The organism is Endozoicomonas sp. ALB032, assembly GCF_049310125.1.
In the GTDB taxonomy this organism is placed as follows: Bacteria; Pseudomonadota; Gammaproteobacteria; order Pseudomonadales; family Endozoicomonadaceae; genus Endozoicomonas_A.
On the sequence record NZ_JBLYNW010000001.1, the window covers coordinates 2,020,001 to 2,044,239 of the forward strand.

A 24,239-nucleotide genomic window follows, 5' to 3' on the forward strand; every position below is an offset into this window, starting at 1 on the left:
CGATTTGAAGATTTAGAAGTATTTCAACGGGCCTATAAGCTTTCTTTGAAAGTTCACAAGCTCTCGCTGGAATTTCCGAGAATTGAACAAATGCATGGACTTGCTGATCAGATGCGCAGAGCCAGTAAAGGAATCTGTGCAAATATTGCTGAAGGACATGGGAAACTGATCATCTCAAAAGCAGAGTTTCGAAGGTTCATATTGATGGCTATCGGATCATCTGACGAAATGAGAGTTTGGTTAAGGTACTGCCTTGATCTCAATTACATTGACGATCAGCAATGGCAAGACCTCAAAACCGAATACAATCAAGTCAGTAAGATGTTGGTTAGTTTGCACAAGAGTTTTAAATAACTCAGTTCAAACTGACAACCGACAACTGCAAACTGACAACTGAACCGGTAGAGGAGCGTTCTGTAAGCCGTTGAAGGTTCACCGGAAGGTGGGCTGGAGGTATCAGAAGTGCGAATGCTGACATGAGTAACGATAAAGGGAGTGAGAGGCTCCCTCGCCGGAAGACCAAGGGTTCCTGCGCAACGCTAATCGGCGCAGGGTGAGTCGGCCCCTAAGGTGAGGTCGAAAGACGTAATCGATGGGAAACAGGTTAATATTCCTGTACCCCTTTTGACTGCGATGGAGTGACGGAGAAGGCTAGGCCGGCAGGGCGATGGTTGTCCCTGTTTAAGGTCGTAGGCTGTGGACTCAGGCAAATCCGGGTTCACAAAGCCGAGAACTGATGACGAACCCACCAAGGTGGGGAAGTGGTTGATGCCAGGCTTCCAGGAAAACCTTCTAAGCATCAGGTCAAAAGGGACCGTACCCGAAACCGACACAGGTGGTCAGGTAGAGAATACCAAGGCGCTTGAGAGAACCTGGGTGAAGGAACTAGGCAAAATGGCACCGTAACTTCGGGAGAAGGTGCGCCGGCTTTGGTGATCGGGCTTGCCCCGTAAGCTGAGGCTGGTCGAAGATACCAGGTGGCTGCGACTGTTTATTAAAAACACAGCACTGTGCTAACACGTAAGTGGACGTATACGGTGTGACGCCTGCCCGGTGCCGGAAGGTTAATTGATGCTGTTATCGCAAGAGAAGCGGTTGATCGAAGCCCCGGTAAACGGCGGCCGTAACTATAACGGTCCTAAGGTAGCGAAATTCCTTGTCGGGTAAGTTCCGACCTGCACGAATGGCGTAACGATGGCCACGCTGTCTCCACCCAGGACTCAGTGAAATTGAAATCGCTGTTAAGATGCAGTGTATCCGCGGCTAGACGGAAAGACCCCGTGAACCTTTACTACAGCTTCACAGTGGATCTTGATGTTGCTTGTGTAGGATAGGTGGGAGGCTTTGAAGTGTGGACGCCAGTCTGCATGGAGCCAACCTTGAAATACCACCCTGGCAATATTGAGGTTCTAACCCAGGTCCTTTAGCAGGATCGGGGACATTGTGTGGTGGGTAGTTTGACTGGGGCGGTCTCCTCCCAAAGAGTAACGGAGGAGCACGAAGGTTGGCTAAGCACGGTCGGACATCGTGCGGTTAGTGTAATGGTACAAGCCAGCTTGACTGCGAGAGGTACATCTCGAGCAGGTACGAAAGTAGGTCATAGTGATCCGGTGGTTCTGAATGGAAGGGCCATCGCTCAACGGATAAAAGGTACTCCGGGGATAACAGGCTGATACCGCCCAAGAGTTCACATCGACGGCGGTGTTTGGCACCTCGATGTCGGCTCATCACATCCTGGGGCTGAAGCCGGTCCCAAGGGTATGGCTGTTCGCCATTTAAAGTGGTACGCGAGCTGGGTTTAGAACGTCGTGAGACAGTTCGGTCCCTATCTGCCGTGGACGTTGGAAGTTTGAGAAGAGCTGCTCCTAGTACGAGAGGACCGGAGTGGACGAACCACTGGTGTTCGGGTTGTGTCGCCAGACGCATTGCCCGGTAGCTAAGTTCGGACGGGATAACCGCTGAAAGCATCTAAGCGGGAAGCCCCCTTCAAGATGAGACTTCCCTGGCCGTAAGGCCCATAAGAGACGTTAAAGACTATGACGTTGATAGGCGGGGTGTGTAAGCGTTGTGAGGCGTTGAGCTAACCCGTACTAATGACTCGAGAGGCTTGACCATATAACGCCAAAGCGATTTGCGCAGCGAAGCTGCCAGCAAAAGCTGGAAGCTGGAAGCTTGAAGCCGTACACAGTGAACGAGAGTGTTGAGCAAGAATAGACACACAGCTTAAAAGATATTTGGATTCCAGAGCCTTGGTTTTCGAGAAACAGCTTCAAGCCTCCAGCTTAAAGCTTCCAGCTCGAGAGCCAACGGCTCGACCAGTTTTGCCTGGTGACCATAGAGTGTTGGAACCACCCGATCCCATCCCGAACTCGGAAGTGAAACGACACATCGCCGATGGTAGTGTGGGGCTTCCCCATGTGAGAGTAGGTCATCGCCAGGCATTGAATAAAGCAAAACCCCGGTTGAGAGATTGACCGGGGTTTTTGTTTTGTGGGCAAAGGAGTGTGGCAGAACAGAAGTGAAACGACACATGCCTGGGCGGCCCCACCTGGGCGGCCCCACCTGGGCGGCCCCCACCTGGGCGGCCCCCACCGATGGTGAGGCTGTCGCAAAACTCTGGTTCCCATGCTCCAGCGTGAGAACCCATAGCCATCTCGCGCTGCAGAGTCCGCTTTTCAGGGGAGGTATGCATTCCCACGCAGAGCGTGGGAACGAGTTGTTAGAGTTTTGCGACAGCCTCTGGTAGTGTGGGGCTTCCACATGTGAGAGTTGATTATCGCCAGGCATTGAATAAAGCAAAACCCCAGTTGAGAGATCAGCTGGGGTTTTTGTATTTTGGTAACCGAACTCGCAATTGACAGGATCATCCAGAACGAATTTGTAGAGTTGCAGCATTCTATCAAGAATTTATTAATGCTCGAATCTGCAAATTGTTATTTCTTTTGGTTAGAAGGTGCAAGACAGACTCTGTCTCCGTAATAGTCATCGTTGAAATTGCAATCGTTTTGCTTTTTGGATTGCTTAACTGAAACATCGAAACTATCTTGTTTATTTTCTAACTGTTTGGATACATTCATGGAATTGTCCTCTTGTTGTATAAAATAAAAGTTAGAGGCAAGCAGATGAAATTGGAAATTGGCAAAGACTATCACAATGATAGAAAAGCTGTATTCAAATTATTGCAGTGCAGGACATTAACTGTTCTTAATCAATATCTGTTAATAAGGCCGCATTATCCATCCCAGTGGTCAGGCTTTTTCTGGTCGCGACTCAGGGCGTTATTTTTAATTATTAGTTCATGATCTACCAAGGAGTTAAGGTTGATGAAAATCATTGTGTATAACAAGAAAAATAGTGAACTTTGGACTTCAGCCGTCAGGAACGCTTTTCCTGATGCAGACGTACGTCATTGGGTTGAAGAAGCGTGTCACGACTGGCTGGCGGATTATGCAGTGATCTGGCAACCTCCGGCCGAATTCTTTCAACAACAGACCCAATTAAAAGCAGTATTTAACCAAGGTGTCGGTGTTGATGGACTGGTAAATCTTGAGAGCCTTCCTGCTGATCTTCCAGTCTTCAAGTTAAGAGGAGTCGGCATGGAGGAATACATGTCGGATTATGTGATATATGGTCTGCTGCATTTCTATCGAGATTTTGATTATTACAGGCAGCAACAGCCAGATAGTCATTGGCAGCCCCATAAAATAAGCAAAAAGTCAGAATGGACGGTAGGCATTCTCGGTCTTGGTGTTATTGGTAAAGCAGTGGCAAAGGCAGTCAGCGATTCAGGATTCCCGGTCATTGGCTGGAGTCGAACTGAAAAGCAGGTCGACGGTGTTAATGCTGTATCAGGCGATGCAGGATTGGACTACCTTCTGAAACACTCCAGAGTGCTGGTCAATCTCTTGCCCTCAACACCTTCTACCCAAAAGTTGTTGAATCAGAAGGCTTTGGAAAAGCTGCCTGAAGACAGTGTTCTTATTAATGGAGGACGGGGCGATGTTATCGAGATAGAGGCTTTGCAAAATCTTCTGGAAACAGGCCGCATGAGGGGCGCCGTGCTGGATGTGTTTGAAGTTGAGCCACTGGACAACAAGCATCCCCTTTGGCAGAACAGACGGGTTATTGTTACGCCTCATGTTGCAGCTCCTACTCCGATTGAGCGGGCGATGGAACAGATTGTTGCAGACGTAGCGCTTATTGAGCAGGGAGAAATGCCGCCAGCAATAGATAAAAGCCTGGGTTACTAGATTGCTCCGGAGCATATAGAATACCGGCCTTCAGTATACAAAGGTGTTGTTATGGCAATTAACTGGTTTCCCGGGCATATGCACAAGGCTCGAAAGGAGATCAAGAAAGTGGTTCCGGAAGTCGATCTGATCATCGAAGTTCTGGATGCCCGTCTTCCTTTCAGTAGCGGAAACCCTCTGGTGCCTTCTCTGCGTGGTAAAACGCCCTACATTAAGGTCTTGAACAAGAGTGATCTGGCTGATCCTGCTGTCACAGAGCGGTGGATCAGGGAGATGGAAAAGGAAGAAGGGGTTAAGGCCATTGCCCTGACCCAAAGTCAGCCGGAAAAAGTGCGTGGTGTTCTGAAGCTGTCCGAGAGCATGGTAGAACGCAAACTCGATATCAAAGGCATGAGAGCCATGATCCTGGGGATTCCCAATGTCGGCAAGTCCACCATGATCAACACGCTTGCCAACCGTATTATTGCCAAAACCGGAAATGTCCCCGCAGTTACCAAGCAGCAGCAGCGCATCAAGTTACCTAATGGCATGATGCTTTTGGATACGCCCGGATTCCTCTGGCCCAAGCTGGAGCCGGAAGCCTGTGGATATCGACTGGCCATTTCCGGAGCGATTAAAGATGCGGTTCTGGAATACGAAGACATCGCCCTGTTTGCCGCTGAATATTTTCTGAAAGCATACCCGGAAGCTCTCAGGCAGCGTTTTCAGATCAATGAGTTGCCTTCCAGTGATATCGAACTGATGGATGTGATTGCTGCCCGCAGAAACTGCATGAGAAGAGGCGGTATAGCTGATCTTCATAAGGTCTCTGAGATTCTCCTGAATGAATTCCGCAGCGGTGGCCTCGGACGGATCAGTCTGGAAACACCGGAGATGGTTGATCAGGAAAAACCTGAGCCAAAAGAAGCAGAGTAATCAAGTACCGGAGCATAAAAAAGCCCGCTGAGCGGGCTTCTAAGGAATTTGATTGAGCGATTACTGGGTGGCAATTAGTGATTCCCTGGGTGAGTAAGTTTTGTGGACGTACTCTTCAATCATTTCCTTGTACTCTTCAGTGATATTGTCACCCTTGAGCGTAGTTACTTTTTGACCGTCGATAAACACAGGTGCCGAAGGTGCTTCACCGGTTCCGGGCAGACTGATGCCGATGTTGGCATGTTTACTCTCACCGGGACCGTTAACAACACAACCCATAACCGCTACTTTCATTTCTTCCACACCCACAAATTTGTGACGCCAGGTCACCATTTTGGTACGCAGAAAGGCGTCGACTTCATCCGTCAGAACCCTGAAGAAAGTACTGGTGGTTCGACCGCAGCCGGGGCAGGCGGTCACCTCAGGAGAAAAGCTACGGACATCCAGTGCCTGTAATATCTGTTGGGAAACAATCACCTCTCGATCACGGCTGCCATTGGGCTCTGGAGTCAGGGAGGTACGAATGGTGTTGCCAATGCCCTGCTGAAGCAATACGCCCATGGCAACACTGGACGAAACAATCCCCTTGCTGCCCATACCCGCTTCGGTCAGACCCAGGTGGAGTGCATATTCACAACGCTCTGAGAGCATTTCGTAGACACTGATCAGGTCCTGTACCCGGGAGACCTTGCAGGAGATAACAATTTTGTTGGCCCCCAGCCCTCTTGCTACGGCTGCATCGGCACTGGTCAACGCGGAGAGTACCAGAGCTTCGTGCAGAACTTCCTGAGAGGATTTAGGGTTTTCAGAACGTGCGTTTTCATCCATTAAACGAGTCGACAGCTCTTTATCCAGACTGCCCCAGTTCACCCCGATACGAATCGGTTTGTCGTACTTTATGGCTACGTCAATCATGGCGTTGAAGCGATCGTCTTTCTTGTTGCCAAAGCCAACATTGCCCGGATTAATGCGATATTTGTGCAGCAGGCGGGCGGTATCATCGTACTTGGTCAGCAAAATATGACCATTGTAGTGAAAGTCGCCGACAATAGGGACGTTGTAGCCCTGTTGGGCCAGCTTCTCATAGATGGCCGGAACTGCAGCAGCCGCTTCTTCGGTATTGACCGTCACCCGGACAATCTCAGAGCCAGCGTCCGCCAGAAGCTTTATTTGCTCAACCGTACGCTCGACATCAGCAGTATCCGTATCCGTCATGGATTGGACGACCACAGGCGCATCGCCACCGATGGTAATGTGTCCAACCTGAACAGCGTGGGTTTTATGGCGTCGGCCCATTAAATTGATTCCTCCGGAATAGGTTATCGAGTTGCTTCGACAAAAAAACTGGCAAGTGCCCTAGGTGAGGTAAAAGTGCTCACAACGAATGTGCAGGCAGCCAAACAATCTAGATAGTTTAACACTTATCGGGAAAAGCGTAGCAGGAACAACGCATCCGTTGGTCGTCTGTTTCATGTACCATACAGGAAATCATGAATTCCAGTCAGAAATATGTCACGGGAGATACCACTATGGCTAAAGAAACCACCGTCAGAGCGCGTATCGACGAAGCGTTAAAGGAAGAAGCGGAACAAGTGCTTCGTAAACTGGGACTAACGACCTCCCAGGCTATTAATCTCTATTTCAGCCAGATTGTCCTGAGAAAGGGGCTGCCGTTTGATGTGGTGATTCCTGACAAAAAGAAAACATAAACTATACTCTCGGGCCTAAGCCGGACAGGAGACAATTCATGAAAAATCTATACGAGACTGATTATTATCGCTGGGTTGAGCAACAGAAAGAGTATCTGACCAATCGTCAATTTGACCAACTTGATATAGATAACCTGATTGGGGAAATCGATGATATGAGCAGTGAGTTGGATACCCTGGAATCTCGTTTGACGACACTCCTGCTCCATTTACTGAAATATGATTATCAGATTCGAGTTTTGAATCCTGTGCTGTCCGAGCCTTATAACTGCAGAGATTGGAAAGGAACAATTAATAGAACAAGGCTGGCAATTAACAAGCTTATAAAGAGACGGCCTCATCTTCAGAGTGAGGTGAAAAGCCTTTTCGATGAAGCTTATGTTGATGGAAAGGTCTTGGCTATCAAGGCAATGAATGACTATGTTCAGCCCCATCAGCAACTGAATGAACATAGCTTTCCTGAGATTTGCCCATGGACATTTGATCAGATTATGGAAGAAGATTGGTTGCCGTTTGATGCAGTAATACCTGATGAGAAGAAAATGTAGACTATACCTCTGAGTTTGAGCCGGATAGGAGGCTATTCGTGAAAAACCTGTATGAGAGCGATTTTTATCGCTGGGTTGAGCAGCAGAAAGAGTATCTGACCAACCGTCAATTTGACCAGCTTGATGTAGATAACCTGATTGGGGAAATCCATGATATGAGCAGTGAGTTGGATACCTTGGAATCTCGTTTGACGACACTCCTGCTCCATTTACTGAAATATGAGTATCAGATTCGAGTTCTGAATCCTGTGCTGCCTGAGCCTTATAACTGCAGAGATTGGATGGCAACTATAGACCGAACAAGAATTGCAATTAGGAAGCTCCTGAAGAAGCGACCTCATCTCAAGGGTATGTTGAACATCAGTATGGATGAAGCCTACCCAGACGGAAAACTGCTTGCGATTAAAGAAATGAATCGATATGTGATGAAGCATCAGCAGCTTGATGAACACAGCTTTCCTGAGATTTGCCCATGGACATTTGATCAGATTATGGAAGAAGACTGGCTGCCTTGAGTCGTTGATTCATTCAAGGCCATCGCTAACTCAGCAGGGATTTTCCAGACACCCACCTTAAGGATTGTGGTCTGACCATTTCTGCTTTCGCCTGATGGTGTAATATGCCAGTCCCATTCATTTACAGGTTTACCGGGCCAAAGGGGGCACGCAACGGTCGTGATAACCTCAATGCCATCGTCTTTGTACTCGTGGCGTTCGTAATCAGAAATTAAGAGAATGGTAAAGCCCATCGCTTTTAAAGTCATGATGTGGGCTTTCTGGATAGCCGTCATCATGCGTATTTCCGCGTCGCCTTCCGGTGGGCTGTTGGAGAATGATAACGGAATCTGTGAAAGCATATTCACACTAATTGCCAGGCTGAAACCCTTGAGCGGCAGCGGTGCAGAAGTGGGCAGGCTTATCTTCTTGCTGCTGAAGTTGCTACAGAGTTCCTCGAGAAGGCCGGTGACATCTCTTAGTTCAAATTTAATATTTGGATACTGTTTCAGCTTGGCAGCAAGCTGCGGCGGCTTTACGGCGTCGAACAATAGGGCACCGGTTGGATGATCGTTGAGTGTTTGCAGTGGAAGATCAAGGCCCAGTCCTGAGCCCAGAATCAGAATGGGTTCAGCAGGATCTGCTTCCTTTATGGCGGCATTGATGGCAGCGCGGGTTTGCTCCAGATGGGGTTGCCAGGCTTTTTTGTTTCGCTGGTACTTCCCTGCAATCGCAGCAACCTCCTGCACAAGTCCTGCCTGACGTGCGCCTTTTACTGCCCTTGAGAAGGCCCATGTGAACGCCTCGATAATCATTTGAATATTTTTCCGGGGTTCATGATTCCATTCGGGTCTGGGGGCTGTCGGATTTAATGCTTTCTTACTGCGGTAATGGGTTTGCCATGGCCTATGTCTGTTCGCCGGTGCAGACAGAAGTCGTCACTCAAGTGTCTCGGAACTCTGAAAAAAAGGCCAGCCTTTTTCGAGTCAGCAAAGGAGATGAACTTGCTCAAGAAGGGTGCACAATCTGTTATACACTTTTTATGCACAGGTTTTTTCCCGTGAGCTTAAAGAAAGCGACAAAAAAAACATCACATAAATAAAGGCCTCTGGACGACTATGGAATTTATCTATTTAAACTGATCGCTGCTGACAACTGTATTTATCCACAGCTTCCATAGAGAGTTTTCCACAGAACCCCGTTGAGTCTCCCTGTTGTCAGACTCTTTCTGCCTATTGGGAACTTTAACGGGAAAAGCGACTGAGCCGTTTCTCTTTCAGATGCTCTGCTGAGTTGGTTTGGGACCGACCCCCTGTGAGTCATTTAGCAAAGTAATACGATGGCTGCTGTAAGGGATTGTGATCTACAGGTTGTCTCCCGATGAAACACTTATTCCTGATAGCAATATATTGCCTCCAGCAGGCCCAAAAGTTTTCTGGCAGGCTGTGGATGCACTGGTTTGGTTTGAGCAAGCCAGCAAGGTGAGAACCAGGATCAGGGCATGAGTCTTCAATAAAATCGACAAACCGTTGAAAGATAAATAATTTAGCTAAACGATGGCTCGGAAATAGTAGTAGGTAAATGAGTGCATTGCCTCTTTTTCCACAGAAACTGCCTACACTGAATCCGTTGCGAAGTCTAAACAGTGTACTGGCATGATGACCAAACAAGAGAAGCACAACGCACCGGGAGTTCAGTGGGTGACACTGGATAACGGTTATCGGGTCTGGACTCAGCGGGTGGGCTCTGGGCCATTAAGGTTACTGACACTGCACGGTGGGCCGGGGTGTTCCCATGAGTACCTGGAATGTCTGGAAGATTTTCTTGCTCCTCAAGGAGTGGAGGTCATTTTTTATGATCAACTGGGTTCATGGTGCTCAGATCAGCCTGAAGATGGATCACTTTGGCAATTGGAACGATTCATTGATGAGATCGAACAGGTTCGGACGGCGTTGGGCCTGGAGGATTTTTACCTCTTTGGCCACGGCTGTGGTGGCTTGTGGGCAATTGAATATGCACTTAGGTACCAAAAATATCTGAAAGGACTGATTCTCGGCAGCATCACCGGCAGTATTCATTCCTATATGGCTCATACCAAGCACCTTCGGGAGCAGTTGCCACCGGAAGTGGTCGATCAAATACAACCATTCGAAGCAGCGAACGATCTGGACAATGAAGAGCACCCTTCTCTTTTGATGGAACATCTCTATCGCAAGTACATTTGCAGATTGCCGAGCTGGCCTGAAGCCCTGAACAGGGCCTTTGATCACAGGAATCTGAGTGTTTACAACACTATGCAGGGTAATAATGAGTTTGTTTTTACCGGCAATCTGCTGGGCTGGGATCGTTGGAATGATCTGGCCGGGATCCGTGTTGCAACACTGGTACTGGCTGGACGCTACGACACTACGGCGCCGGACGATCAGAAGCAGATGGCTTCCATTCTGCCTCACAGCAGGCTGGTGCTCTGTGATAACGGCAGTCATTGCTCTATGTGGGATGATCCGGAAAATTACCGGCAAGCGCTCGTGGATTTTTTGAAAGATGTAGAAAGCGGAAGAATATAACCACTGCATGGAATGGGCTTCGGTGATTCTTACTAAGACATTGTCTGAATGATCCGATGACAATAGCAGATATCAGAAAAAGTCCGGAGGTTGACCGAGAACAGGCAACCTCCTGCCTACATTAATGACTTGAATCAGCACTGAGAACAAGGAAGGCACAAGGATTGTGAAAATTTCGCGCAATTATTTTTTACCCGTTGCGGCTTTAGCCACGGTAGTGGCTTCTGCCCAGGCTAATGAAATTCAACCGGAGGCTTCGGCCGCAGTTCAAAAAACAGGGCTGACTCTGACCAATAACGTTCACAATATCATTTTCAGTCGTAATCAAGGCATTCGTCGTGGTTTTAGTTATGGCGACCAGTTTGTCGATGGTGCAGCCTGGGGTCAGCTTCTTTATACCGAGGGTGAACAGGAGGCTGTTGCTCAGGAAATGGGCTTCAAGAATCAGGTGGGAGGCATGACGCTGGGAGTGGACGGTGAGCTGGAAGGTAATATCAGATTCGGGTTTGCCATGACCTTATCCAAAGCCTCTATTGATATGGATGATGGCGCCAGTACCCGTCAACAAAGTTATCTGACCTCGCTCTATGGCAGCTGGAATTACCGAAGACTGTCCATGAACGCCATGGCATCTGTGGGAAGTGGTTCCAACGACAGTAAAAAAACAGTTAATGGCCAAAGAGTGAAAGGCGACTTCAAGGCTGACCAGTGGGGCCTCAGAGTCACTGGTAGCACCGCCTGGCAGCTGGGTAGCTGGAGTCTGGTGCCTCGGGCTTTGTTCAGTTATGGTCAGCTTCGGATCCAGGATTATTCTGAAAAGGGAAACTCCGGGTTCGAGCGAAAAATTGAAAATGATGACTACCTCACAGCTGAGCTGGGTGCTGGATTCAAGTTTAACGGAGCCATTTGGGGACGTCAGACCGTCTTTAAACCTGAGCTGACACTGATGGGCTATTACGACTTTATTTCATCCGGAAGCGAATTCAAAGCGACCTACCTGGCTGACGGCTCAACTCTCAAAGTGACTGGGCAGGACAGGGACCCCTATCGTCTCACTGCAGGTCTTGCTTTTGCCGTCAAAAGTGGTCATCACTGGACACTCAGAGCAGGATATGACCATAACTGGAGTCAGCACTACACCACCGACAGTTTTTCAGCCAGAGTGCGCTATGAGTTTTAAATCAGCTCGATTATTATGGGCCGATACTGCTCTTTCAGGCTTCGTATCTCCCTTGATGATGCGCAGTGAGCGCCATTGTCGGCTCATGGCTGTTTGAAGAATCTATTTTCTGAGCAGCCATCAAACTCAGGAACTGGAAACTTGTTGGAACTCTGCGCTGTTGATGATCTTGAAAACCCGGGAAGTAAAGGTTTCGAAACCGAAAAAGGCTCTATTTTCGTTGTCCGTCGAGATGAAGAGGTCTTCGTCTACGAAAACAGTTGCCCACACCTCGGTATTAATCTGGAATGGCAGCAAGACCGCTTTCTGGACAGCGAAAAGCGACTGATCCAGTGCGCTACTCATGGGGCTCTGTTTCTCATTGAGTCAGGAGAGTGTGTGGCAGGCCCATGCCTTGGTGACAAACTGACCCTGGTTCTCTCAAAGGTGGAAAAAGGTGTTGTTTATCTGATCTGACATTAATCGGCCAGGTTGGATTTCTGCCTGAGAATATCCCTTCTCTGTTTTTTATCCGGACGGCGATCCGGCCTCGGCGCCATGGCACCGCGCATTGCCTTGCGTTGTTCTGCTGCCACCTCACGAGACTGGATGCTGGCCGCAGTCTCTTTGTAGAGTTGTTGTGCCAACTCGGCTTTCTGACGTTTGTCAGAGAGTTCCCGAACAATCACTACTCTTTCATCCCAACCGGTACGCAGTTTCAGCTGGTCACCTACTTTGGGCTCTTTACCGGGTTTGCAGCGCTGGCCATTCAGGTGCACCTTGCCACCTTCAATAGCTTCTTTGGCGATATTTCGGGTCTTGTAAAAGCGGGCAGCCCAGAGCCACTTGTCCAGGCGTACTTTGTCCGACTGTTTGTTGTGAACACTACTTTGCTTGGCCATTCATTACTCTCAAAAGTCATTAAACTGGTTTTCAAAGCCTAATCAAAGATGAATAAGCTCGTGAAAATCTTCAACAGCCTGATATTCACCAGTATCTTTAGCACCCTGTTTGCTGTCTGGGTAACGGATAGCCAGTAAATGGGCGATGCCATAGGTTTTGGCAGAATCCAGGACCGGCAGGCTGTCATCAATGAACAGGGCTCGTTCCTTGTCCGTTCCTATATCGGCTTCAAGGTTGTGCCAGAATGCCTGGGTTTCCTTCGGGTAGCCGTAATCATGGGAGCTGATCAATTTGTCAAAGTAGTGGGCCATGGAGAGTCTTTCCAGCTTCAGTGACAGGCTGTCCCGATGGGCATTGGTGATCATAATCACTTTCTTGCCCCGGTCGCGGATATTTTGCAGGAAACGGTCGGCACCGGGTCTGAAGCTGATCAAATGAACCAGCTCCTGCTTCAGAGCGATGATATCCAGGTCCAGCTCTCTGGCCCAGTAATCCAGGCAGTACCATTCCAACTTGCCGTATGTCTGGGCTACCCTCGGATGCAACTCTTCTTTCGACTGCTGCAGAGTAATGCTGTGTTTTTCGGCATATTTATGAGGCACATATTCCATCCAGAAGTAGTTATCAAAATGGAGATCCAACAGTGTGCCATCCATATCGAGGAGAACCGTATCTATGGTATTCCAGTTAATCATAATCACCTCGATATTCTTCTGTTGTCATAATGGCGTATCCAGACCCTGAACGGCAATCTTGCTGTATTATTGGCGCAAGGCTAAGTGAATTAAGTGTCCATCGACGTATGTAAGCAATGGCTTAGACACATATAATAACGGCTGAACAAGAGGCAGGGAATCATGTCAGAAAAACCGGTCATCAAAGCGTGTCGTGAAATTGCACGCACTCGTCTGTTCAGAATAGAAGAACTGGATCTCAAATTCTCCAATGGTGTTGAAAGAACCTATGAACGATTGGGTTCTTTTGGAACAGGGCATCAGGCGGTCATGGTGGTGCCGCTGCTGGATAATCATCGTTTTCTGATGATCCGCGAGTATGCCGGTGGTACCGAAGACTATCAGTTGACTCTGCCCAAGGGGTTGGTTGAGCCGGAAGAAAGTCTGCAACAAGGCGGTAACCGCGAGCTAAAGGAAGAAGTCGGTTATGGAGCCCGGCAATGGAAGTACCTGAGTTCATTTACCCAGTCACCCAACTACATGAAAAGCAGAATACACTCAATGGTGGCCTGGGATCTTTATGAAGAAAAGCTCGAAGGGGATGAGCCAGAGCCCCTGGAAGTGGTTGAGTGGTCCTTTGACCGCTTGCTGGAACTGAACGAAAGGCCGGACTTTTCCGAAGCAAGGGCGTTGGCTGCCCTGTTTCTGGTCAGAGAGAAAATTCAGGCCGGATGGCTGGAGAATCCTGATGTTTGACAACAAGCTGATTGAGTCCGTAAAGCAGATTGCCCGAGAGGCCGGAGAGGCCATCCTGACCCTTTACCATCAGCAAGATCTGGGTGTTCAGCATAAATCTGACAAAACGCCGGTTACTGTGGCAGATCTCAAAGCCAACGAAGTGATTGAGCGGGGCCTGAAGGCTCTGGACGTTCAATACCCGATTTTATCAGAAGAGTCGGAGCATACCGCTTTTACCGAACGCTGCCAGTGGGAACGCTATTGGCTGGTGGACCCCCTGGATGGCACCCAGGAGTTTATCAATGGAAATGGCCAGTTCACTGTGAATATCGCCTTGATGGAAAAGTCAGAAGATGGTCGAAGCTACCCGGTATTGGGTGTGGTTCACGTCCCTGATGAGAATACTATTTATTGGGGTGGCAGTGACCTGGGGGCTTTCAAGCAAACTGAGGACCAGCCTGCGGTCAGTATTACTCCAAGAAGTTTTCAGCCAGGAAAGGAAACTGTGGCACTGGGCAGTCGCAGTTATGGCACCGAAAGAGCTGCTGTATTTATTGAAAAACTCAGAGCGCTCTATCCCAATCTGGAGGTAAGGCCTGTCGGCAGTGCCCTCAAGAGTTGCCGTGTCGCAGAGGGGCTGGCAGACATCTACCCAAGGCTGGGGCCGACATCCGAGTGGGATACCGCAGCAGCTCAGGCGATACTGGAAGGTGCCGGAGGCTTACTGCTGGACCCTCACGGCAAGCGCTTTTCCTACAACTTCAAAGAGAGTCTGCTGAATTCCGATTTTCTGGTGGTGGGTGATCGAACTCAGGACTGGTCGAAGATCTGGAATGCTCGGTTATTAATTGGTCTTTAGGAGTCTGAATAAGCCAAACCTGCCTGCCAGAGCAATATTCCCAGGAGGAGCATGCTACTGGAAGGCAGGTTTGGATAATGTAATGGAAGCCCCGTCTGGAAACTTCGCGGATTTTGCTGGTTGACACTCTTAATCTGTTAGGAAAGATAAAGTGGCCGAGTGATTTGTATTTTTTGTATTAAAAATCAATTAATTTAATACAAAATCTGATTTGTGTATCAGGTTCAGTACGCTACCGTTATTGTGTATTAAATATTGCAATTTTTAATAAAAAATTTTGTGTTGGATACGACAGACACAAAAGGATTTATATATTAAATATTCTTTTTTTTAATACACAAGGTTTTGGCATGACCCCGTATATACCTGATACGCTTCCCCTTCAAGGTCTTGATTTCAGCCGTCTCATCACGCTGGTTGGTGAAGCTAATGCGGCACTTGCTGAATACAGTGGTTTGCTGCAGGGAATCATTAATCCTGCGGTCATGCTATCGCCCTTGATGAATCAGGAAGCGGTGTTATCATCGAGGATTGAAGGGACCCAGGCCACGGTTGAAGAGGTGCTTGAGCATGAAGCAGGTGCTCAATTTGACGAGAGAAAAAATACAGACATTCAGGAAATACTGAACTATCGAAAAGCATTGATGCTGGCTCAGGAGTACCTGGCTGAAGGGCGAACCATCTCTTTAAGCCTCTTGTTACAGTTACATCAGCTACTACTGGACAGTGTAAGAGGGCAAGGCAAAGCACCGGGTGCTTTTCGAAAGGATCAGAATTGGATTGGTCGAGCTGGATGTACCCTGGAGACCGCAACCTTTGTTCCCCCGGACCCCATAAAGCTGATGGATCATCTTGAAGCCTGGAATCATTATCTGGGCGAGAATGATTTTGATGTATTGGCTCAGACCGCCATTGTTCATGCTCAATTTGAACTGATACACCCATTCAAGGATGGCAATGGTCGTATTGGTCGTTTGGTTATACCGCTGTTTTTATACAGTAAACAGAGACTCTCCAGTCCTATGTTTTATCTTTCAGGTTATCTGGAAGCACACCGGGATGAATATTACGAACGGCTGAAGAGGATTTACCAGGAAGGCGACTGGACAGGATGGATTGAATTTTTTCTCAAAGCCATACTGATTCAGGCTAAAGAGAACGTTCAGAAAGTAAAAACGATCATGTCGTTATATGAGAAGACTAAAGTCAGTGTTCAACAAACGACAGGCTCAAAGTTCACTATGCAACTGATAGATACACTCTTTGACAGACCTATCTTTCAAGTGAACGATTTTGCTAAACGGTCTGGTATCAGTAAGCCTACTCTGCACGGTCTTTTGCGCCAGTTGCATGTGCCGGATGGTCCCATTGTGACGCTCAGGGAAGGATCTGGCCGCCGACCTGCAATTTATGCATTCCCGGAACTGCTCCATATCTGTGAGGGTTAAAAACAGTTCGCAGAAATCTATTATAATCTAAAACTATCTTATAAGATCTCAAGCATGGATAAGTGATTAGTGAAGATTAGGTGGGGCAGCTCGTTTACATGGTACAGACCCAATAACACTTTGAAAATCGGAAAGTGCAGGTGAGCTGCTTCCTGCCAGAAAGACCAAAGTTAGAACTTGTTACTACGACGTGTCTGAATTGATGGCTACTGTAACGAAGCTGCGCCAACGCTTTGCTATTGCAGAGTATCCGGTCACGACCAAAAGCCAGACTTAGACAGGCAGCAAGAGTTACTGGAAGCCTGCTGTTCTGCAAAAGGTTGGCGAACTCAGGTTATACGAAAAAATGCTTGAGACTTTGCAAGATGTTGTTAGCTCACAAGATTGAACTCAGACCGACAAAACAACAAGCCGATTATCTTGATAGGGCTTGTGGTTCTCGTCGTCATGCGTTCAATCAACTGTTGGCACATTTCAATCAAGAAGGCGTTAAATGGTCAAAGAAGGCTGCGAATGAAAAATACCAAGAACTCAGGCTTGAGTTTCCCTGGTATGCCGAAGTCAGCCAACGTGTCACCAGGAATACAATCGACGATCTTCATGACGCGTTTACTCACTTCTTCCGTCGGGTGAAGAAAGGAGAAAAAGCAGGTTATCCAAGATTCAAGAAGCGAGGACTACACGACAGTTTTTCTCTCAGAGAAAAACCCAAGTTCGATGTTGATGGCAGAACACTTCGCATTGAGAAACTGAAAACCCGCATCAAGATGCGCCAGGAACTGAGATTCACCGGAACACCTTGTCAGGTGACGATCAGTAAGCGAGCCGGAAAGTATTTCGCTTCTATTTTGGTAGACACTCAGGATTACCACCCAAAAGCACAAAGCCATGAGTCTGTAGGCGTTGATTTTGGCATCAAAGGTTTAGCTATTTGTTCGAATGGCAAAGCCTTTACTGCTAATCAGAAACTGAAAGGCTCTCTGAAACGCCTTAACAGGAAACAGAGGGCGTTAAGCCGCAAAACAAAGGGAAGCAACCGCTATGTGAAAGCCAAGCGAGCGGTTGCCAAACTGCATTACCGGATAAGTAACCAGCGATCAGCCGTACTACATGAGGTAAGTGATTATCTGACGTCAAGATTCAAAATAATCACCCTCGAAAATCTGAATGTCAAAGGCATGGTAAAAAACCGCAAACTGGCAAGAGCAATCAGTGACGCAGGTTTCGGTAAGCTGAGAGAACTTGTTGAATACAAGGCAGAGCTGAGAGGATGCCAGGTTGTGATTGCAGATCGGTTCTTTCCCAGCTCGAAGAAGTGTGCGGTTCATACTTGCGACTACGTAAATGACAATCTTACTCTGTCTGATCGTGAGTGGCGGTGTCCAAAATGTAAAACTCTGCATGATAGGGATTACAGTGCGAGTTTGAACCTTGATAATTACGGTCGAGACAGGTTACAGCTCGACGGGGTCGCCCAGACCCTAAACCCTACGCAAGAGTGGAGTTAGACACGATTCGTCGTGCATCCATGTCGACGGCGTAGATTAAGTCTACATAATTACAGATTATGTTAGATTTTTAGTAGCGGTAAAAACTAAATACTGCCATAAAAAACTAAATTTACCCGGAAAAAATGCCTGAAAAATAAATATTGGTCATATTTTGTCTATCCAAAATATAACGCTGGAGGGTGCCGGAGATTTACTGCTCAACTCCGACTTCCTGGTGGTCGGTGACCGCACTCAGTAATGATCGGAGATCTGGAATGTACGGGGGCGGATTAGTCTTTAGAAAACATAAAGAATCTTGTCGGCTTCCACCACAATGGGTTTGTTTGGGTCTTTCGTGACCTCACCTTTGATGATGGTAGGGGAGCGGAAGAGCAGACCCTTTTTGGGTATGTCGTCATTCTTAATCTGAATCTGGATTTCTCCGGTTTTATCTCGAAACAGGTAAATTGAACATCTAAGCTTCTTGATGATTTGACCGGAAAGTCTCACTAGCTCGTCATCGTCTCCGCTGTCGATCAACTGTTCGATGCTCTGCTTTTTATAATCATGAGCTTCTGCGGAAGCGGGCGGTGATGGCAGAGGCAAGTCGTTTTCTGAAAAGGCGGGCAAGGACAACAAGCAGAGGCCGCTGAAAATGAGTCCTTTCATAAAAATTATCCTTTGATCGTCTATTGTTCAGAATAGCTCAGTTGAATGGCTATCTATACCTGTCGCCCTTGAAGATACGGGGAGATCTCAAAGAAAAGTCCAGTCACTGAATGCAGCAGCCTGACCCCGGTATTCATCTTCCTCATCGTAGAGATTCCAGACCAGCGCCTGCTCAATCAAAAACCGTCGTCCGGTACTGGAAACCCGGATACCTGAATAGTTTTTGATGTAGCCGCGTTCACTGACTTCTTTGAGCAATCTGGCCCGCTCTTCCCTGTTGGGCTGCCCTGCAGAGTGCCTGGAGGGCATTTGAGTCAGGATGTTCCAGTCCATTTCAAAGAGAGACTGGGCACTCAGGTTGCCATAACAGAAAATCGGATCACTTTGTGTGCCATGAGACAACAACACTGACGAGTGTTCATACAGCTTTAAACCCAGTTCGGGGTCTTTCAGAGGCAGTCCGAAAAGCAACTGACCCGTCAGGGTAAAGTAACTGCTGGCCATCAGCAGGCCTTGTTGCTGAAGAAAAGGATCGTGCGGTGATATCATGTTTTGCCTTGTTGCGACAGTGAATAGCAGGAAAGTAAAATGAAAAAAAGCCTAAACGCTCATGGCTTAGTCGTAAAGAACTGATAAAAGATGAAATCGGATAATGAAGTACCCTGCACCTTTGAGACCCGGCAGTCGAATCGCAATCACAGCATTTTCTTCGGGTGTTTCAGAACCCTGTCACCCTCGTCTTGATCGATGCCTTGATGATCTGCGCGCTCAGGGCTTCATTGTGGTTGAAGGTCAGTGTCTCAGGTCGAACCAGCATTATGTCAGTGCGCCACTGAAGAAAAGGGCAAGGGAACTAACTGATTTTCTGCTGGACGACGCTATTGATGCAGTTATGCCGCCCTGGGGAGGAGAGATTGCCATGGATCTGCTTTCAGTGCTGGACTTTGACCAGATAGCCAAAGCAAAACCCAAATGGCTGGTGGGCTTCTCTGATATTAGTACGCTGACGTCTGTAATCACCAGTCAATGCGGTTGGGCGACGGCTCATTGTACTAATCTGATGCAACTCCATCGTTCGCAGCAGGAGCCTTTAACGACCAACACTCTGGCTTATCTGGGAACTACTGAAGCATTCACTCAATATTCATCAGAAAAGTATCAAATCTGGGGAGCATCCTACGCTGAAAACCCCAATGCATTATTCAACCTGACTGAGTCCACGTGCTGGAAATCTATGGGCGGGAACCAGCAGGTTGTAGAGTTTTCCGGTCGTTTGTTGGGAGGCTGTCTGGATACCCTGTGTCATCTCTTAGGGTCAAACTATCTGGATTTAAAAGCTTTCCAGCAGAGATACCCTGAGGACGGAATTATACTGTTTCTGGAGAATGCAGAGTTTTCTCCCACTGCTCTGATCAGAGCGTTGTTGGGTCTGAAGTACAGAGGTATCTTTAACCTTCTGAATGGGCTGTTGATGGGTCGAAATCCACCTGATGAGCATCATGGTCAATCCCTGACTTATCATCAGGCACTAAGTTATGTCCTGGAAGGTCTTGAGATACCTATTATCTACGATGTTGATATCGGGCATCTACCACCTAATCTGACCCTGATTAATGGGACCCTGGCAGAAGTCAGTCTTATTGATGGCAGAGGCAGGGTTCAACAGAAGTTGATCTGAAGCAGAAGGGCTTTTTGTATTAATTCAGGGGCACAAAATATCCAACATGGGGAAGTAGGTTGAGAAACGCCCTTTATTTCTTGTGATCAATCGTCCTTTTTCAACGGCTGCCTGTGCACCAATAAAAAAATCAGACAATACGCCACTTTTCTTACCGCTCCTGCGACGATATTCAAGGTGCTTTTTTGATGCCAGAAATAAAGTTCTATGGCATGGAGCCCTGAGAGTAAGATTAAGATCCTTAAGTAAAGACAAAGCCTCTTCAACTGTACGTAGAGGCGCACATATTTCAGAAAAGGCTATTGGGGATATAGATAGCTCCGCGTATTGTTCCAGTGCTGATACAGCCCACTCGTAGTGAGGTGCTTTTGTATCAAGCACATCTATAACGACGCATGAGTCTAAATAGACTACCGACATATCAGATATCCGACCGGCTATCGTCTATAAGTTGATTGAATTCTTCCCGGCTCATATCCATTGAATATTTATTGTGTAAATTACGAATATCCACTTTCTGGTTTTTGGCGGGTGTCAGAATGATTTCTCCATGATCATTGAGATTAACGCTTATTTCAGTTTCCTGATTAATGCCCAGCTTGGCTCGAATATCTGCGGGAATGGTAACCTGACCATGCTGATTAGTTCGTACGATCCTCATAATTTTGTACCTATTAGAATCTATTGAAATATATTAGATCACTTTTACAGTGCGTGACACTCTTTCAGATTCTGTTTACATCCTCGGGTGATCCCGGGGTGCCTATCAGCCGCAAGCCAGACGAGCCAAAATCAGATCTCAATTCATTCAGCACGAGAGGATGTTTCTTTTCCGGACGAAACCAAGTGTTGGGTGGGTTGAGTTCATGAATAGTCTGAAATGTTAGCAATACTATCCTCCATGTTAGTTTTTTTCTGGAACATTTAAGAGGAAATGTCATCTGACTCTATATGTTGTATTGATGAACCCTTCAAACTCGGAGATAACTATGGCACCAATCGAGATCAAATCGACTCAACCGACTCAACAGAGTCAACCGGCTTCACAACAAACGGTAAGACACATATACCGACTTGAAAGCAAAAAACCGCAATGTTACATGGCAGCCTTTGGCTTCACTGTTGGTGCCTTTTTGGGGCGCCCTTGTGATGGTTGCATTCTTGGCTTAATAGCTGGCTGTCTTTTCAAACACTCCTTAACATCCTTCAACATTTATGAACGAGATGTTGAGGTGCAAAATATCGAAGCGAAAGATATTGAAGTGAAAGTTATTGGCGCGGATAAGATTGCCAGAGATTGAGACTGTAGAGAACTTTTGCATGAAGTTCAGCGAGTTATATGCCAGTTTGAGCGAGTTGGGCGTAGCAGGTAAGCTCGCTGCCAAACCATGGTAGCACCGGCAGAGATTAGTTTGACTGATAAGGCTCAACACCGTCGCCCAGGTAGCGATTATTTTCTTCACGTATTCTGGCTGCCGCATCATCGTAAAGAAATGGCAGGGTGACATAGCGGGTGCCACTGGTTACCGGTGTTGCTGCATGCATAAGAGAACAGGAAAAGACAATGGCACCACCTGTGGGGGGCTTATAGCGACGGTTGCCGTATTCTGGAAACCACAATTCTCCCCCTTCGTATTCGTTACTATTCAGGTTGATGCTGATAGCGAATCGCCGGTGTGCGGTGCCCTTCGTAGTGTTATCCCGGTGTTCTTTGAAGAAGCCCGCATTGCTGCTGTCGTAGCAGGCAACAATATAGCGCTCAATGCGTGTGGCCTGAAACTGAAAAGCTTTGGCTATTTCGGGAGTGAGGCGGGTTCTTATTCGATGTTTCAACGCTGCCTGCAGGTTTTTATCGTCAATACTGAGGTCGGTTCGACGTTTGACATGGTTATCCTGAAGTTCCAGTGTCTTGCCGCCAACGGTTCGCATAAAGCCCGAAGGCTCCGGCTGCCCTTTCTGATAATAACGAACAAGGGTTTCGCAAAAGTCGCTTTCCAGCACCCTGGGCACCAGCAAAACCGGAGCCCAGGGTTCTATATCTGGAGATGAGTGATACACTGGGTCAGGCAGCTTCTGCATAGTTGTTATAAAAATATCAGGCTCGTCAAGATTGCCTTTGGCATAGACACGAAGCGTTGGGTCCAGAATTAACCAATAAGGATAGAAAATTTCTTGCTGTTCTGAGCGTTTGTCCATGGCTCCATATTGCCTGCAAACAGTTCCTCCTTCATCGTAAAAAATACGTTGATTTGGGAATGCTTTCAGTGCCTGGGGGTTGTGCAGGTCTCTTTGATTCAGGGTGACTGCGAAACGGACGCTTTTGTCGTCACGAGTCATTAAGTTTGATTGACTGACTGCTTCCAGAAACTTGATGACCGGTTTTGCGGAGCAGTCTCCGAGAAAGACCAGTCCGACAAAACGTCCGCCGAGACTGGAAAAAGCAAATTGAGGGTTGTTGGTTGTGTGAGCGTGGAACCAGGGGGCAGGTTCTCCCCATGAAGGTGATTTATTGTTCATTTATATATGCGTTCTAATTTATTGATAATTTTTTTATTTCAAACCTTATTAACTATCGACCAGTTTCTGTTAAAAAATACTTTGCACAGCTTTTTGAGGACTTAACATGGATGTACTGGGGCTTGTGCCACAAGGGCTCGAATTTAATGGCAATTCTGGTGTCCCAGCGAGTTGCCTTAAATTGCCATGAGAGCCCAACCGATTGATATCAATGGGTTAAAACTGTCCGAAGCATTGTTGCTGACGAGGCAAAAAATTAAAATACAAAACCTTCATCCTCCCAAACTTCTGCTACTATCACTGGGTCAATATTGATCAGAAAAACGAGCGCTTTATCAGGTTTCAGTGGCGGGTGTTTCGACCCCGAAAAACAGGGTGTGACTGTAATGTCGTCAGGTAAGTTAGCGAGTATTTTTGCAATTTTGTGCTCAGTGGTAACGGCAGTTTATGGTTCTGATCCGGAAAAGAAAACTGCAGTAGTCAATGCGGGCAGTACCGGTTCAAGACTCTATATCTATGAACATTCCTCAGACCCTGCCAACGGAATTCCTGTTATCAAGAACAAAACGCCAAGCAAAATAAAAGGAGGCGTTCATGAAGAAAGTGTAGATAGTGTGAGTGGCTATCTTGATCGGCTATTCGATTCAGTCAGCAAAGAAAATATTAATAATATTTACTTTTATTCAACCGCCGGAATGCGGGTAATCAGACCTCAGAAAAGAGCAGCTCTGAATGATAGAATTGAAAAATGGTTAAAAGAAAACTTTCCTTCAGCCACTATTGAAGTGGCGACAATAACAGGCAGAAAAGAGGGACTCTATGCCTGGCTGGCGCTGAATTATGACAACTCGCGCATAAAATTACAGGGAGACACAGTAGGTGTTCTTGACCTGGGCGGTGCTTCTACACAGATTGCTTATGAGGTAGATAAGGATGAGGATTTCACCGTTAAGATAAACGACAATACTTACAAGCTTAAGTCAGAAAGTTTTTTGGGTTTAGGGCTGGATCAGGCAATAAGCCAATATTTGAACCGGGCGTCATGTTTCCCTATGGGCTACCCTTTGCCAGATGGCAGAAACGGAACTGGTGATTTTATTACCTGCACTGCGAAAGTTAAGCCGTTGATTACAAGAGTACAAGAAATCAACAACTATATTGGATTTCACCCTCCCCGAAATACGCACAGTTTTCTTGCTATTGCAGGATTTGACTATACCGCAGCAGAGTTAGGTATTAGTAAGGATTTTTCCATTGCCAGTCTGGATGAGAAGGGTAAGACGTTTTGCGATAGTGCCTGGAATGACCTGAAGAGTGGAAAAACTCCTTATCCGGTCAATTCTTTCTTATGGCATTATTGTTTCGATGCAGCCTATGAGAAGGACTTGTTAACATTTGGGTATAGGTTAAACACCAGAAATACTCCTATTAAAATGGCTTCCAGTATTGGCTATAAATCTGATTGGACCATAGGCGTTTTGTTTAACTCTTTTATCACCTCGGTTAATAAAAAGGAACGAGAGTATCATACTGAATTCTTCAGATCAGAGAATTGCATGCACAATAGTGCAGCTTCTTCCATGTCGTTTTTTTAGACCACTGCACCTGCTCTTAAATGGCA

The 24,239-nt window shown here is 47.1% G+C and carries 25 protein-coding genes and 2 rRNA genes (1 of these 27 cut by a window edge); 18 read left to right on the plus strand and 9 right to left on the minus strand.

What is annotated here, in order from left to right; translation table 11 throughout:
- The 4 genes from ACO6VG_RS07125 to ylqF form a co-directional block, all read left to right on the plus strand.
- Positions 1 to 2,115, plus strand: a 23S ribosomal RNA gene (locus ACO6VG_RS07125) (it extends 1,352 nt beyond the left edge of the window).
- A 209-nt stretch (positions 2,116 to 2,324) separates the two neighbouring features.
- Positions 2,325 to 2,440: ribosomal RNA gene (gene rrf, locus ACO6VG_RS07130) — 5S ribosomal RNA — on the plus strand.
- An 883-nt stretch (positions 2,441 to 3,323) separates the two neighbouring features.
- A complete protein-coding gene (locus ACO6VG_RS07135) occupies positions 3,324 to 4,250 on the plus strand; it encodes a 2-hydroxyacid dehydrogenase (RefSeq protein WP_422473279.1) in 927 nt (308 codons plus the stop codon).
- A 51-nt stretch (positions 4,251 to 4,301) separates the two neighbouring features.
- Positions 4,302 to 5,165, plus strand: a complete 864-nt coding sequence (gene ylqF / locus ACO6VG_RS07140; RefSeq protein ID WP_422139513.1) for a ribosome biogenesis GTPase YlqF — start codon at positions 4,302 to 4,304, stop codon at positions 5,163 to 5,165.
- A gap of 60 nt (positions 5,166 to 5,225) precedes the next feature.
- Here the strand turns inward: ylqF and ispG are convergent, their stop codons facing one another.
- A complete protein-coding gene (gene ispG, locus ACO6VG_RS07145) occupies positions 5,226 to 6,461 on the minus strand; it encodes a flavodoxin-dependent (E)-4-hydroxy-3-methylbut-2-enyl-diphosphate synthase (RefSeq protein ID WP_422139514.1) in 1,236 nt (411 codons plus the stop codon).
- A 233-nt stretch (positions 6,462 to 6,694) separates the two neighbouring features.
- Here ispG and ACO6VG_RS07150 point away from each other — a divergent pair, with 233 nt between their 5' ends.
- The 3 genes from ACO6VG_RS07150 to ACO6VG_RS07160 are packed head-to-tail and all read left to right on the plus strand — an operon-like array spanning position 6,695 to position 7,937.
- Positions 6,695 to 6,874: a type II toxin-antitoxin system RelB/DinJ family antitoxin gene (locus tag ACO6VG_RS07150; RefSeq protein ID WP_422139515.1), complete on the plus strand. Its 180-nt coding sequence runs from the start codon at positions 6,695 to 6,697 to the stop codon at positions 6,872 to 6,874.
- Positions 6,875 to 6,912: 38 nt separating this feature from the next.
- Positions 6,913 to 7,422: a DUF29 domain-containing protein gene (locus tag ACO6VG_RS07155; protein WP_422473282.1), complete on the plus strand. Its 510-nt coding sequence runs from the start codon at positions 6,913 to 6,915 to the stop codon at positions 7,420 to 7,422.
- A 38-nt stretch (positions 7,423 to 7,460) separates the two neighbouring features.
- Positions 7,461 to 7,937 carry a DUF29 domain-containing protein gene (locus ACO6VG_RS07160; RefSeq protein ID WP_422136288.1) on the plus strand — a complete coding sequence of 159 codons (477 nt, stop codon included), beginning with the start codon at positions 7,461 to 7,463 and terminating at the stop codon, positions 7,935 to 7,937.
- Here ACO6VG_RS07160 and ACO6VG_RS07165 read toward each other — a convergent pair.
- Positions 7,907 to 8,731 (minus strand): hypothetical protein, encoded by an 825-nt coding sequence (locus ACO6VG_RS07165; RefSeq protein ID WP_422409717.1) that lies wholly within the window; start codon positions 8,729 to 8,731, stop codon positions 7,907 to 7,909. The genes ACO6VG_RS07160 and ACO6VG_RS07165 overlap by 31 nt on opposite strands.
- A gap of 840 nt (positions 8,732 to 9,571) precedes the next feature.
- Here ACO6VG_RS07165 and ACO6VG_RS07170 point away from each other — a divergent pair.
- The 3 genes from ACO6VG_RS07170 to ACO6VG_RS07180 all read left to right on the plus strand — a co-directional run bounded on the left by ACO6VG_RS07170 (position 9,572) and on the right by ACO6VG_RS07180 (position 12,119).
- On the plus strand, positions 9,572 to 10,483 hold the full coding sequence (locus ACO6VG_RS07170; protein WP_422136290.1) for a proline iminopeptidase-family hydrolase: 912 nt from the start codon (positions 9,572 to 9,574) through the stop codon (positions 10,481 to 10,483).
- A 166-nt stretch (positions 10,484 to 10,649) separates the two neighbouring features.
- Positions 10,650 to 11,663 carry an autotransporter outer membrane beta-barrel domain-containing protein gene (locus tag ACO6VG_RS07175; protein ID WP_422139517.1) on the plus strand — a complete coding sequence of 338 codons (1,014 nt, stop codon included), beginning with the start codon at positions 10,650 to 10,652 and terminating at the stop codon, positions 11,661 to 11,663.
- A 141-nt stretch (positions 11,664 to 11,804) separates the two neighbouring features.
- Complete coding sequence (locus ACO6VG_RS07180) at positions 11,805 to 12,119, plus strand: Rieske (2Fe-2S) protein (protein ID WP_422473285.1); 315 nt, start codon at positions 11,805 to 11,807, stop codon at positions 12,117 to 12,119.
- A gap of 2 nt (positions 12,120 to 12,121) precedes the next feature.
- Here the strand turns inward: ACO6VG_RS07180 and hslR are convergent, their stop codons facing one another.
- Both hslR and yrfG read right to left on the minus strand, forming a co-directional pair.
- On the minus strand, positions 12,122 to 12,544 hold the full coding sequence (gene hslR, locus ACO6VG_RS07185; protein ID WP_422136293.1) for a ribosome-associated heat shock protein Hsp15: 423 nt from the start codon (positions 12,542 to 12,544) through the stop codon (positions 12,122 to 12,124).
- Positions 12,545 to 12,586: 42 nt separating this feature from the next.
- On the minus strand, positions 12,587 to 13,240 hold the full coding sequence (gene yrfG / locus ACO6VG_RS07190) for a GMP/IMP nucleotidase (RefSeq protein WP_422136294.1): 654 nt from the start codon (positions 13,238 to 13,240) through the stop codon (positions 12,587 to 12,589).
- A 162-nt stretch (positions 13,241 to 13,402) separates the two neighbouring features.
- Here yrfG and nudE point away from each other — a divergent pair, with 162 nt between their 5' ends.
- The 5 genes from nudE (at position 13,403) to ACO6VG_RS07215 (ending at position 17,772) form a co-directional block, all read left to right on the plus strand.
- Positions 13,403 to 13,975, plus strand: coding sequence for an ADP compounds hydrolase NudE (gene nudE / locus ACO6VG_RS07195; RefSeq protein WP_422136295.1), 573 nt, complete (start codon positions 13,403 to 13,405; stop codon positions 13,973 to 13,975).
- Positions 13,968 to 14,816, plus strand: coding sequence for a 3'(2'),5'-bisphosphate nucleotidase CysQ (gene cysQ, locus ACO6VG_RS07200; RefSeq protein ID WP_422409721.1), 849 nt, complete (start codon positions 13,968 to 13,970; stop codon positions 14,814 to 14,816). The genes nudE and cysQ overlap by 8 nt, the downstream gene beginning before the upstream one ends.
- Before the next feature lie 350 nt (positions 14,817 to 15,166).
- On the plus strand, positions 15,167 to 16,264 hold the full coding sequence (locus ACO6VG_RS07205; protein WP_422136297.1) for a Fic family protein: 1,098 nt from the start codon (positions 15,167 to 15,169) through the stop codon (positions 16,262 to 16,264).
- A 198-nt stretch (positions 16,265 to 16,462) separates the two neighbouring features.
- The gene (locus tag ACO6VG_RS07210) at positions 16,463 to 16,618 is read left to right on the plus strand and encodes a recombinase family protein (protein ID WP_422476261.1); all 156 of its coding nucleotides are present in this window, start codon (positions 16,463 to 16,465) and stop codon (positions 16,616 to 16,618) included.
- Between the two features lie 11 nt (positions 16,619 to 16,629).
- The gene (locus ACO6VG_RS07215) at positions 16,630 to 17,772 is read left to right on the plus strand and encodes an RNA-guided endonuclease InsQ/TnpB family protein (protein WP_422473287.1); all 1,143 of its coding nucleotides are present in this window, start codon (positions 16,630 to 16,632) and stop codon (positions 17,770 to 17,772) included.
- A gap of 279 nt (positions 17,773 to 18,051) precedes the next feature.
- Here the strand turns inward: ACO6VG_RS07215 and ACO6VG_RS07220 are convergent, their stop codons facing one another.
- Together ACO6VG_RS07220 and ACO6VG_RS07225 are read right to left on the minus strand one after the other, a co-directional pair.
- A complete protein-coding gene (locus tag ACO6VG_RS07220; RefSeq protein WP_422473289.1) occupies positions 18,052 to 18,423 on the minus strand; it encodes a NirD/YgiW/YdeI family stress tolerance protein in 372 nt (123 codons plus the stop codon).
- Between the two features lie 87 nt (positions 18,424 to 18,510).
- Positions 18,511 to 18,972 carry an MEKHLA domain-containing protein gene (locus ACO6VG_RS07225; RefSeq protein ID WP_422136300.1) on the minus strand — a complete coding sequence of 154 codons (462 nt, stop codon included), beginning with the start codon at positions 18,970 to 18,972 and terminating at the stop codon, positions 18,511 to 18,513.
- A 103-nt stretch (positions 18,973 to 19,075) separates the two neighbouring features.
- On the opposite strand from ACO6VG_RS07225, the gene ACO6VG_RS07230 reads away from it, so the two are divergent.
- Complete coding sequence (locus ACO6VG_RS07230; RefSeq protein ID WP_422136301.1) at positions 19,076 to 20,101, plus strand: S66 family peptidase; 1,026 nt, start codon at positions 19,076 to 19,078, stop codon at positions 20,099 to 20,101.
- Between the two features lie 24 nt (positions 20,102 to 20,125).
- Here the strand turns inward: ACO6VG_RS07230 and ACO6VG_RS07235 are convergent, their stop codons facing one another.
- Together ACO6VG_RS07235 and ACO6VG_RS07240 are read right to left on the minus strand one after the other, a co-directional pair.
- On the minus strand, positions 20,126 to 20,521 hold the full coding sequence (locus ACO6VG_RS07235) for a type II toxin-antitoxin system VapC family toxin (protein WP_422473292.1): 396 nt from the start codon (positions 20,519 to 20,521) through the stop codon (positions 20,126 to 20,128).
- Position 20,522: 1 nt separating this feature from the next.
- Positions 20,523 to 20,762, minus strand: coding sequence for an AbrB/MazE/SpoVT family DNA-binding domain-containing protein (locus tag ACO6VG_RS07240; RefSeq protein ID WP_422136303.1), 240 nt, complete (start codon positions 20,760 to 20,762; stop codon positions 20,523 to 20,525).
- Positions 20,763 to 21,090: 328 nt separating this feature from the next.
- On the opposite strand from ACO6VG_RS07240, the gene ACO6VG_RS07245 reads away from it, so the two are divergent.
- Positions 21,091 to 21,402 (plus strand): hypothetical protein, encoded by a 312-nt coding sequence (locus tag ACO6VG_RS07245; protein ID WP_422136304.1) that lies wholly within the window; start codon positions 21,091 to 21,093, stop codon positions 21,400 to 21,402.
- 106 nt (positions 21,403 to 21,508) lie between these two features.
- Here ACO6VG_RS07245 and ACO6VG_RS07250 read toward each other — a convergent pair whose 3' ends face one another.
- Positions 21,509 to 22,618 (minus strand): 2OG-Fe(II) oxygenase, encoded by a 1,110-nt coding sequence (locus ACO6VG_RS07250; RefSeq protein WP_422473294.1) that lies wholly within the window; start codon positions 22,616 to 22,618, stop codon positions 21,509 to 21,511.
- Positions 22,619 to 23,004: 386 nt separating this feature from the next.
- Here ACO6VG_RS07250 and ACO6VG_RS07255 point away from each other — a divergent pair, with 386 nt between their 5' ends.
- Positions 23,005 to 24,213, plus strand: a complete 1,209-nt coding sequence (locus tag ACO6VG_RS07255) for a hypothetical protein (RefSeq protein WP_422136306.1) — start codon at positions 23,005 to 23,007, stop codon at positions 24,211 to 24,213.
- The last annotated feature ends 26 nt before the right edge of the window (positions 24,214 to 24,239 follow it).

Excerpts from the sequence above, each read along its gene's own strand:
- hslR (WP_422136293.1), bottom strand. The coding sequence starts at position 12,544 with ATGGCCAAGCAAAGTAGTGTTCACAACAAACAGTCGGACAAAGTACGC.
- ispG (WP_422139514.1), bottom strand. The coding sequence starts at position 6,461 with ATGGGCCGACGCCATAAAACCCACGCTGTTCAGGTTGGACACATTACC.
- ACO6VG_RS07165 (WP_422409717.1), bottom strand. The coding sequence starts at position 8,731 with ATGATTATCGAGGCGTTCACATGGGCCTTCTCAAGGGCAGTAAAAGGC.
- ACO6VG_RS07135 (WP_422473279.1), top strand. The coding sequence starts at position 3,324 with ATGAAAATCATTGTGTATAACAAGAAAAATAGTGAACTTTGGACTTCA.
- yrfG (WP_422136294.1), bottom strand. The coding sequence starts at position 13,240 with ATGATTAACTGGAATACCATAGATACGGTTCTCCTCGATATGGATGGC.
- ACO6VG_RS07215 (WP_422473287.1), top strand. The coding sequence starts at position 16,630 with ATGTTGTTAGCTCACAAGATTGAACTCAGACCGACAAAACAACAAGCC.
- ACO6VG_RS07245 (WP_422136304.1), top strand. The coding sequence starts at position 21,091 with ATGGCACCAATCGAGATCAAATCGACTCAACCGACTCAACAGAGTCAA.
- ACO6VG_RS07240 (WP_422136303.1), bottom strand. The coding sequence starts at position 20,762 with ATGAGGATCGTACGAACTAATCAGCATGGTCAGGTTACCATTCCCGCA.
- ACO6VG_RS07170 (WP_422136290.1), top strand. The coding sequence starts at position 9,572 with ATGATGACCAAACAAGAGAAGCACAACGCACCGGGAGTTCAGTGGGTG.
- nudE (WP_422136295.1), top strand. The coding sequence starts at position 13,403 with ATGTCAGAAAAACCGGTCATCAAAGCGTGTCGTGAAATTGCACGCACT.
- ACO6VG_RS07235 (WP_422473292.1), bottom strand. The coding sequence starts at position 20,521 with ATGTCGGTAGTCTATTTAGACTCATGCGTCGTTATAGATGTGCTTGAT.
- ACO6VG_RS07225 (WP_422136300.1), bottom strand. The coding sequence starts at position 18,972 with ATGATATCACCGCACGATCCTTTTCTTCAGCAACAAGGCCTGCTGATG.
- ACO6VG_RS07230 (WP_422136301.1), top strand. The coding sequence starts at position 19,076 with ATGAAGTACCCTGCACCTTTGAGACCCGGCAGTCGAATCGCAATCACA.
- ACO6VG_RS07250 (WP_422473294.1), bottom strand. The coding sequence starts at position 22,618 with ATGAACAATAAATCACCTTCATGGGGAGAACCTGCCCCCTGGTTCCAC.
- ylqF (WP_422139513.1), top strand. The coding sequence starts at position 4,302 with ATGGCAATTAACTGGTTTCCCGGGCATATGCACAAGGCTCGAAAGGAG.
- ACO6VG_RS07150 (WP_422139515.1), top strand. The coding sequence starts at position 6,695 with ATGGCTAAAGAAACCACCGTCAGAGCGCGTATCGACGAAGCGTTAAAG.
- cysQ (WP_422409721.1), top strand. The coding sequence starts at position 13,968 with ATGTTTGACAACAAGCTGATTGAGTCCGTAAAGCAGATTGCCCGAGAG.
- ACO6VG_RS07220 (WP_422473289.1), bottom strand. The coding sequence starts at position 18,423 with ATGAAAGGACTCATTTTCAGCGGCCTCTGCTTGTTGTCCTTGCCCGCC.
- ACO6VG_RS07155 (WP_422473282.1), top strand. The coding sequence starts at position 6,913 with ATGAAAAATCTATACGAGACTGATTATTATCGCTGGGTTGAGCAACAG.
- ACO6VG_RS07255 (WP_422136306.1), top strand. The coding sequence starts at position 23,005 with ATGTCGTCAGGTAAGTTAGCGAGTATTTTTGCAATTTTGTGCTCAGTG.
- ACO6VG_RS07205 (WP_422136297.1), top strand. The coding sequence starts at position 15,167 with ATGACCCCGTATATACCTGATACGCTTCCCCTTCAAGGTCTTGATTTC.